The following is an 8,700-nucleotide window of genomic DNA, read 5'->3' on the forward strand; positions in this document are numbered from 1 at the left end:
TTCTTCTCCTTTTTCACAATTTTTTATATTATATCATGACCGAATAATTACTGTCTAATTAATTATAACCAATCCACATATTATCTTGTTTTAAGTGCTTCCTTAAATAAAGCATTAAAACTTCAGATGATTAATAATAATCCTTGTCAATATGTTGACACACCCAAAAGAAGTAAACATACTACAAATATTCTTTCAGTTGATGATATATCTTTAATATACAATAGACTTGATTTGGATAAATATGAAGATTACATATTCTTTCTAGGAATGTCCTTAACTATAGAAACAGGATTAAGACGCGGTGAAATGTGTGGGTTACAATGGAGTGATATTGACTTTGATAATAAAATTTTAACTTGTAATAATGCTCTTATACGTCAAGAAAATATATATACAATATCAACTTTAAAAACTGAAAGTTCATATAGACAGCTGCCATTAAGCGATGATATATTAAAACTTTTAAAACAGCATAAAAAAATCCAACTTAAGAACAAAGTTAGATATGGTGAATTCTATATTCATAAAAATAAATTTAATAATATAGACTATGATTTAATTTTTACAGATGAATCTGGCAAATATTTAATCCCCTCAAGATTTTTACAAAGAATCAAACGATTATGTAAATATTGTGGCATAGAAAAAAATATTCGTTGGCATGACCTTCGCCATAGTAATGCTACACTACTATTAAAACTTGGTGTATCAATGAAAGTAATTCAAGAACGTTTAGGCCACTCAATAATGCAAACAACATCTGATATCTATGCTCATGTTACTAAGGATATGAATATTGAAGCTACTAATATTCTATCTAATTCTTTATATGAAAAAACAAGGGCAAAATAAGGGCAAATGCTTTAACATAATACCTTAATCCCTTGTAATTACAAGCTGCGAGATAAGCCATAAGCCGAGTTCTGTATTAAGCAATCATCTATCTAGGCTTGCTGTTACCAACAAGCTCAAGCGACGCACCCGGAGGCGGGACGGGCAGCCCCTGTATGCCTCTCTATTCGGTCTTGCTCCAAGTGGGGTTTACATAGCCGTAAAGTCGCCATCACGCTGGTAAGCTCTTACCTCACCTTTCCACCCTTACCTGAATAAATTCAGGCGGTATATCTCTGTTGCACTTTCCTTCAAGTCACCTTGACTGGACGTTATCCAGCACCCTGCCCTATGGAGCTCGGACTTTCCTCTCCTAGATCATGTCTAGCAGCGATTGCACGTCTCACTCGCAACACATATATTAACATACTTTTATAAATTAATCAATTGTTTTTATTTTCAATAATTTTTATACACTTTCAGTCTGCATATTTTTCTTTTTGGAAAATACACTAAAAAATACAGCTGATAATATAATTGCTGCTCCTACAATAAAATTCACATTTATTTTTTCTCCTAAAAATATAATTCCAAGAACAGTTGACACAATAGGCTGAAATGGATAAAACAAAGAACATGTCCCAGCTTCTAATATTGATAAACTTTTATTCCAAAACATATACGCCAATGCTGTACAGAATATTCCCATATATAACAATGCTATCACTGCAGTTATATCAAAATTTAAATATTCTGTCGTATTTACTTCATATATTGAAACAGGCAAAGTGCATGCAGCTGCTACAAACATACAATACATTGTAACTATTGATGATTCATATTTTTCTGTCATTTTCTTTGTGACTATAGATATAATCGACCACAAGATAACTGATATTATAGAAAATATTATTCCTATATTCTGCCCACTATTTTTAACATCACCTATTATTATTCCTGCACCTGTCACAGCCATAATAACACATATAACTTTTTTTGAAGTCAGTTTTTCTTTTAAAAACAAACTTGCAAAAATCATTATCATAATAGGATTCATAGAATTAACTAATGATGCAATTGATGCATTTGAAAATTTTATTCCTATAAGTTGTGCTGAAACAGATATAAAATATCCTATAGCTCCTATTACAAATATATATTTGTAATCGCAGCTGTGAATCTTTTTATTTTTATGTATATTTAAAATAAATAAAGAAGCTCCCGCAATGAAGTATCTTATAAATATAATTGTAATAACAGGAACTTTGCCTAATACAAATTTACTTACAACATAAAGACTTCCCCATGCAAAAAATGTTACTAATAAATATAAAAACGCTTTATTTCTCTCATTCATTTTTTCATAGTTGTTGCATAAAAATTCAATACAACAGCTATATGGCCACCTTTCCTCATATATTATATATTTTGTAAATTCAATATTGAATTAATTCTTCATTTATTATAATATAGAAAAAAAGCATATTCTTTGCATTTATTGAATATTTTATTGCTTTTTTTGACTTTTATTAAGGGAGAAATATTATGTTAGATCGTTTCTATTCCAATATAAAAAATCATATTCACCTTATGCATATTCCTGTTAAATATCGTCATACAGAATTTCATCTTCATGATTTTTTTGAAATATATATTTTCTTAAATGGCAATGCTAAATACTTTATAGAAAAAACTATTTATCCACTTTCATTTGGAGATATTCTTATAACAAATAATACAGAAATCCATAAATCAGTTGTAATTCCAGGAAAAATTTACGATATTATTTCAATCCAAATTAATCCTGAACTTATAAAAGAATTAAATTCAAAAAATTATAATCTCCTCAACTGTTTTATAAACAGACCAAACGGAAAAAATAATAAAATATTACTTCCTAAAAAAGACATTGATAACTTTTTACTTCTATTAAACAATATAGAATCTGTCTATAATTCCACTTCAGCTGGAAATGAAATCTTATTAGTTTCTTTAATAATGCAACTTCTCATCATATTAAATAAAAATTTTAAAGGCTCTAATACAAATTATGAAAATATATTAATTCCATACAACCTTATTCCTATTTTAGAATATATAGATTTTTACCTTTATGATGATCTTTCTCTTGACACACTTGAAAAAAAATTCAACATAAATAAATATTATTTAAGCAGATTATTTAAAACTACATTTAACAGCACTATACATGAATATATTATTTTTAAAAGACTATCCATAGCAAAAAGACTCTTAAAAAATGGAAAAAACGTAACCGAAGCCTGCCATTTAAGCGGTTTTAATGATTATTCCCATTTTATAAGAATCTTTAAAAATCATTTTGGAATATCTCCAGGACAATTTAAAAAATATAACAAAAATTAAATATTTAAAACTAATATATGTTATATCTATTTATCAATTCTAAAATAAATGATACAAGACAGAATTGCAACTATAATTTCAGTAATCCAAAATCCATGCCATACACCATTTACACCACATATTCTGCTTAGAAAAAAAGCTATTGGAATAATTATAACTATATATCTTAAAAGGGAAATCATTAAAGATTCTACTCCTTTTCCAAAAGACTCCAAAGCACCACATGATGTTACGGAAATTGCTGATATTACAAAGCCTACAGATATAATTTTCATTGCAGATACACCTGCATTAAGTGTTTCAATATTATCCGTAAACATACCTACAAGCTGATTAGGAATCATAAAACACAAAATCATTCCAATAAACATCATACCTGCAATAAGTATTAATGAAATCTTATATATTTCTTTTACTCTATCATGTTCTTTTGCACCATAATTATAACTCATAATAGGACGCATCCCTTGTATAATTCCATTTGCTGGCATATATATAAATGTTTGAAGTTTATAATAAATCCCCAGAACAACAACATACATTGGAGAAAAATTTGTTAATATTCGATTAAGTGCAGAAATAAGAAATGATGGAAGCGCCATGTTAAGTATTGCTGGAATCCCAACTGTATATAACTTTAAGTCTATTTTTTCTTTTATGTATTTAAATGATATATTTATATTCAAAGGTATTCTAAAATAAATAATAAGATAAATAATCATAGAAACTGTCTGCCCTATTCCTGTAGCATATGCAGCACCTTTTATTCCCATTGCTGGTATTGGACCTAACCCAAATATCATTATTGGATCTAAAATTATGTTTACTATACATCCAGAAATCATACTTATCATTGAAACCATTATTTTTCCAACTGCCTGAAATATTTTTTCAAATGTTATTCCAATCATATTAATAATAGTAAAACATAAAATAATATTTGAATAGTCTACTCCTAAATTTACAATTGTTTTATCACTTGTAAACATTGTTAAAAAATAAGGCATTGCAAGTATTCCACATATATTAATAACAATTCCATGAACTATGCTTAATATAACTCCTTGACTTGCAGTTATATCCGCTTTCTTTTTATTTTCTCCTCCAAGATATAATCCTATCATTGCATTAATTCCAACACCAAATCCCACTGCTACTGATGTAATGAAATTTTGTACAGGATAAACAATAGAAATTGCTGCCATTGCATTTTCATTAATTCTTGCAACAAAAATACTATCAATTATATTGTAAAGCGAACTTACCATCATTGACAGCATCATGGGCAATGAAAATGATAGAATTAATTTTAAAACAGGCTTTTCTTTCATATAAGTCTGATTCATAAATTTTTTTCTTCCTTTCTAGTCTTTATCTTTACGCAAAATAAAAGACTATAAATCCACTGTTTGTTACTCAGAAACAGTAAAAATTATAGTCTTTCATTAAGACGAACAATATTTTTTTATATAATATCATATATTATTTTCAACGTCAAATTAGTATAAATATTATTCCTAAAAGTATTATTATTAAAATTCCATAAAGACTAACTCCACAGAAAAATAACACTAATAGTATAATCCATACAACACACATTTTAGGACATAATAATATATAAAACCAAGGCGATCTTCCAGGTTTAAAAAAAGGTAACCACCCAAAATTTACAGGCCTTCTTCTTCCACCATAATTACAATTATTATTGCAGCATTCATTATCGCTACTATTGAAATTATCAAACAGACCTCTTAAATGTTTTTTCTTGTGTTTATACATCTTTTTTATATCCCTTTTTATGTAATCAAAAGAGCTCTTCCCCATAATATACTCCATAATATTGCTTCATTTCAATATTATATGAAAAACTCTTTTAATTCATGCTATACAAATTCATATGGATCTTTAGATGTTTTAGCATTTATAAATTTTATTTCTTTAAATTCATCCTTCAAAAACTCAAGAGTTTTTAAAAACACCAAAAATTCAGTTCCAAAATGTCCTGCATCTATTATGTTTATTCCCATTTCTTTATAATCACTTACAAAGTGATATGTAGTATCTCCTGTAATAATGCAATCTGCACCCATTTTTTGTGCCATTTTGAAAAAATCCTGACCACTTCCATTAATAACTGCAATAGTTTTTATTTCTTCTTTTCCTCTTGCTATTCTAAGACTGCTTATATTTAAATTATTTTTTATTCTTTTAATAATATCATCCAGATTAATAGATTTTTCTAATCTTATAATCCTTCCAATTCCACAATCTTTAAATTCATTTTTATCATGAGGTTCTATAATTTCGCTGCTTTCAAATCCAAGCATATCTACTATTGTCTTATTTATCCCTTCTTTAGCAGAATCAAGATTTGTATGACAAGCATATAAAGTTATATCATTCTTTATAAGCTTAAAAATTTTATCTCCTAAAAGTTCTCCTTTAATAATACTTTTAGGCCTTCTAAAAAGCAATGGATGATGTGCAATTATCATATCACAATCATTATCTTCAGCTTCTTTAATTACTTCATTAGTACAGTCTAAAGTTAGCAATACCTTTTTCACTTTCTGCTCAGGATCTCCAACCATGATACCTACATTATCATAATCTTCCTTAAGAAACACTGGTGCCATTTTTTCTATTTTTTCTGCTATATCTTTAACTTTACACATAAAAAACTTCTCCTAAAAATTATTTAATAGATTTTCTATTATTTCAATTTTCTCTTCAAGTTCCTGTTTTCTCATCTTTGCATGATCTGTATCATCTTTTATAAAATTATTTACTTTTCTATATTTTGCAGCTTTTTCTTCAAGGTAGGATTTAAAAACACTGCTTTTCTTTTTTAATAACGCTGGGCTTATTTCATAAAAGATTTTTTCTAATACAGTTGAAGTATCTTCTCTATATTTTACTTTAAACAGCTCATAAAATTTTCCTTCATCTTCACATATATCTTCATCTATAATCTCATAGTTTCCTTTATATAGGTATTCTCTAAGAACTTCTGGATTTTGAGCAGGCTGAAGTACAAGATAATCCATATTTTTAATCTTATCTATGTCTTCTTCTAAAATATCACGTATCAGATTTCCACCCATGCCTGCAATAAGTACACCCTGAACTTCATTCATTTTAAGAGGCTTTAGTCCTCCTCCAAGTCGTAGTTCAACTTTACTACTTAATCCCTCTAATGAAATATTTATTTTTGCTTTGTTTAACGGATCCTTGTTTATATCAGATGCAATTACTTTATGTGCTATATTCCTTCGTATCAATTCTATTGCAATATAACCATGATCTGTTCCAACGTCCATAATTGTGTTGCAATTATCCATTTCATCTAATATCCAGTTCAATCTTTTGCTTAATTCCATTTCATCACCACTTATCCATATAGTTTAACATTGTATTATAATTATATTTTGTTTATTTACAGAAGATGTAGTATTAATCAAAATACATATGTCTCAATGAATATTAAATAATAGATAACTGACAATGAACAATTATCAATGAATCATGAAATCCTCACAAGACTTTTGGTGTATTGTGTATTTATTAATAGAGAACATATATATTTTAAAAATTTCTTTTTATACAAGGAAGAAGCACCTTGTATATAGGTGCTTAATCCAAATAATCTTTTAACTTTTTACTTCTTGATGGATGTCTTAATTTTCTTAAAGCCTTAGCCTCAATTTGTCTTATTCTTTCTCTTGTTACATTAAACTCTTTACCAACCTCTTCAAGAGTTCTTGCTCTTCCATCATCAAGACCAAATCTTAATCTCAATACTTTTTCTTCTCTTGGAGTTAATGTATCTAATACATTTATAAGCTGTTCCTTAAGCATTGTAAATGCAGCAGCTTCTGCTGGTGCTGGTGCTTCATCATCTGGTATGAAATCGCCTAAATGCGAATCTTCTTCTTCACCTATAGGAGTTTCTAAAGAAACTGGTTCTTGTGCTATCTTTTGAATCTCACGAACCTTATCAACTGGAAGATCCATAACTTTTGAAATTTCTTCTGGGAATGGATCTCTTCCTAATTCCTGCAATAATTGTCTTTGAACTCTTATAAGTTTATTTATAGTTTCAACCATATGAACTGGAATTCTTATTGTTCTTGCCTGATCAGCAATAGCTCTTGTAATTGCCTGTCTTATCCACCATGTAGCATAAGTGGAAAATTTATATCCTTTTCTATAATCAAACTTTTCAACAGCTTTAATTAGTCCTAAATTACCTTCCTGAATTAAATCTAAGAATAACATTCCTCTTCCAACATATCTTTTTGCTATACTTACAACAAGTCTTAAATTAGCTTCAGCAAGTTTCTTTTTAGCTCTTTGATTACCTTCTTCTATCTGCTGAGCATATTCTATTTCCTGTTCTGAAGATAATAAAGGAACCTTTCCAATTTCTTTTAAATACATTCTTACTGGGTCATCTATAGCAATACCTTCTGGAACTGATAAATCTATTTCTTCTTCACTTTCATCAACATCATTTCCATCACCAATAATTTCTATATTCATCATTTCTAATGCTTCATATATTTTTTCAATTTGTTCTGGACTTAAATCAATATGATCTACTGCATCCATAATTTCTTTATATGTTAAAGATCCATTTTTCTTACCTTTATCTAATAATTCCTTTACTGCTGACATTTTTGCATTTTTGTCATTCTTATCATCTTTTACCTTTGCAGTTTTTCCCTTTGCTTTTTGTTCCATAATAAAATTGCCTCCTTCCGTTACAACCTTTAACCTCATTCTCCCCTTTTAAGGCTTTTAGCTAACTTTGTCAATTCCATTGCTATTTCAATTGTTTCTTGAAATTTTCCTTCCTTCTCCAGTTGACTCTGTTTCTTTTTAAGATCTTCTATTTTCTTTTTAAGTTTATAACTCCGAACTTCTTTCATATAATCTTTAATAACTCTATCTCTATCAGTAAATTCTAAAATTTCTTGTTCTCTTATCTTTGTAAGCTCTTTAGAGCTTTCTACATCATCACATCTGCTTTCTAGATAAGATATCATATTGTTAGTATTTTCGTTTTTACCTTGTAATATTAATGAATAAATTTTATTATGAGAATTCAAAACAAAATCACCAACATTTATGAGTTCCAGTAATCCATCAGAATATTTATCATCAATCATCAACTTTATTAATATTCTCTCAGCTTTTAAATACCCTGGTTCTACATATAATTTTGTTCCATAATCTCCCTTTTTATTCATGAAGTTATTTTCTTTTTGATCCTTCGCCATTACTTGTGAAAGCAAATCATATATTGCCTGCTCTTTTATTGAAGTTTCCTCTGAAATCTTCTTGATGTAAACATCTTTTTCTACTGGATTTAGATCTGCTAGTATTTCTGCGAATCTTTCGCCATATTTTACAAGTTCATCATTATTACTTAAATCAATCCCTTCTGATGCTTTTTTTATTCTATATTCAATTAAAGGA

The 8,700-nt window shown here is 28.2% G+C and carries 8 protein-coding genes, 1 other RNA gene and 1 pseudogene; 2 read left to right on the forward strand and 8 right to left on the reverse strand.

All coding sequences use genetic code 11. The annotated features are described in order from the left end of the window. Positions 1-126 precede the first annotated feature (126 nt). Positions 127-855 carry a site-specific integrase gene (locus Q0F58_RS15360; protein WP_294378456.1) on the forward strand — a complete coding sequence of 243 codons (729 nt, stop codon included), beginning with the start codon at positions 127-129 and terminating at the stop codon, positions 853-855. 44 nt (positions 856-899) lie between these two features. Here the strand turns inward: Q0F58_RS15360 and rnpB are convergent. Together rnpB and Q0F58_RS15370 are read right to left on the reverse strand one after the other, a co-directional pair. After that, positions 900-1,244, reverse strand: an RNA gene (rnpB, locus tag Q0F58_RS15365) — RNase P RNA component class A. Positions 1,245-1,303: 59 nt separating this feature from the next. Beyond that, positions 1,304-2,191 (reverse strand): DMT family transporter, encoded by an 888-nt coding sequence (locus Q0F58_RS15370; protein ID WP_294378457.1) that lies wholly within the window; start codon positions 2,189-2,191, stop codon positions 1,304-1,306. A gap of 188 nt (positions 2,192-2,379) precedes the next feature. On the opposite strand from Q0F58_RS15370, the gene Q0F58_RS15375 reads away from it, so the two are divergent. Next, positions 2,380-3,219 carry an AraC family transcriptional regulator gene (locus Q0F58_RS15375; protein WP_294378460.1) on the forward strand — a complete coding sequence of 280 codons (840 nt, stop codon included), beginning with the start codon at positions 2,380-2,382 and terminating at the stop codon, positions 3,217-3,219. Between the two features lie 26 nt (positions 3,220-3,245). On the opposite strand, the gene Q0F58_RS15380 is transcribed toward Q0F58_RS15375, so the two are convergent. The 6 genes and pseudogenes from Q0F58_RS15380 to Q0F58_RS15405 form a co-directional block, all read right to left on the reverse strand. Then, positions 3,246-4,565 carry an MATE family efflux transporter gene (locus Q0F58_RS15380; RefSeq protein ID WP_294378464.1) on the reverse strand — a complete coding sequence of 440 codons (1,320 nt, stop codon included), beginning with the start codon at positions 4,563-4,565 and terminating at the stop codon, positions 3,246-3,248. A gap of 148 nt (positions 4,566-4,713) precedes the next feature. Beyond that, the gene (locus Q0F58_RS15385) at positions 4,714-5,043 is read right to left on the reverse strand and encodes a hypothetical protein (RefSeq protein ID WP_294378467.1); all 330 of its coding nucleotides are present in this window, start codon (positions 5,041-5,043) and stop codon (positions 4,714-4,716) included. A 59-nt stretch (positions 5,044-5,102) separates the two neighbouring features. After that, the gene (locus Q0F58_RS15390; protein WP_294378470.1) at positions 5,103-5,894 is read right to left on the reverse strand and encodes a Nif3-like dinuclear metal center hexameric protein; all 792 of its coding nucleotides are present in this window, start codon (positions 5,892-5,894) and stop codon (positions 5,103-5,105) included. A 12-nt stretch (positions 5,895-5,906) separates the two neighbouring features. Next, positions 5,907-6,599: a class I SAM-dependent methyltransferase gene (locus Q0F58_RS15395; protein WP_294378474.1), complete on the reverse strand. Its 693-nt coding sequence runs from the start codon at positions 6,597-6,599 to the stop codon at positions 5,907-5,909. A gap of 253 nt (positions 6,600-6,852) precedes the next feature. Further along, on the reverse strand, positions 6,853-7,962 hold the full coding sequence (rpoD, locus tag Q0F58_RS15400; RefSeq protein ID WP_294378477.1) for an RNA polymerase sigma factor RpoD: 1,110 nt from the start codon (positions 7,960-7,962) through the stop codon (positions 6,853-6,855). Between the two features lie 35 nt (positions 7,963-7,997). After that, positions 7,998-8,700: pseudogene (locus Q0F58_RS15405) on the reverse strand (DNA primase); the annotation flags it as partial.

Source organism: uncultured Clostridium sp. (assembly GCF_934754915.1).
Taxonomy (GTDB): Bacteria; Bacillota; Clostridia; order Clostridiales; family Clostridiaceae; genus Clostridium.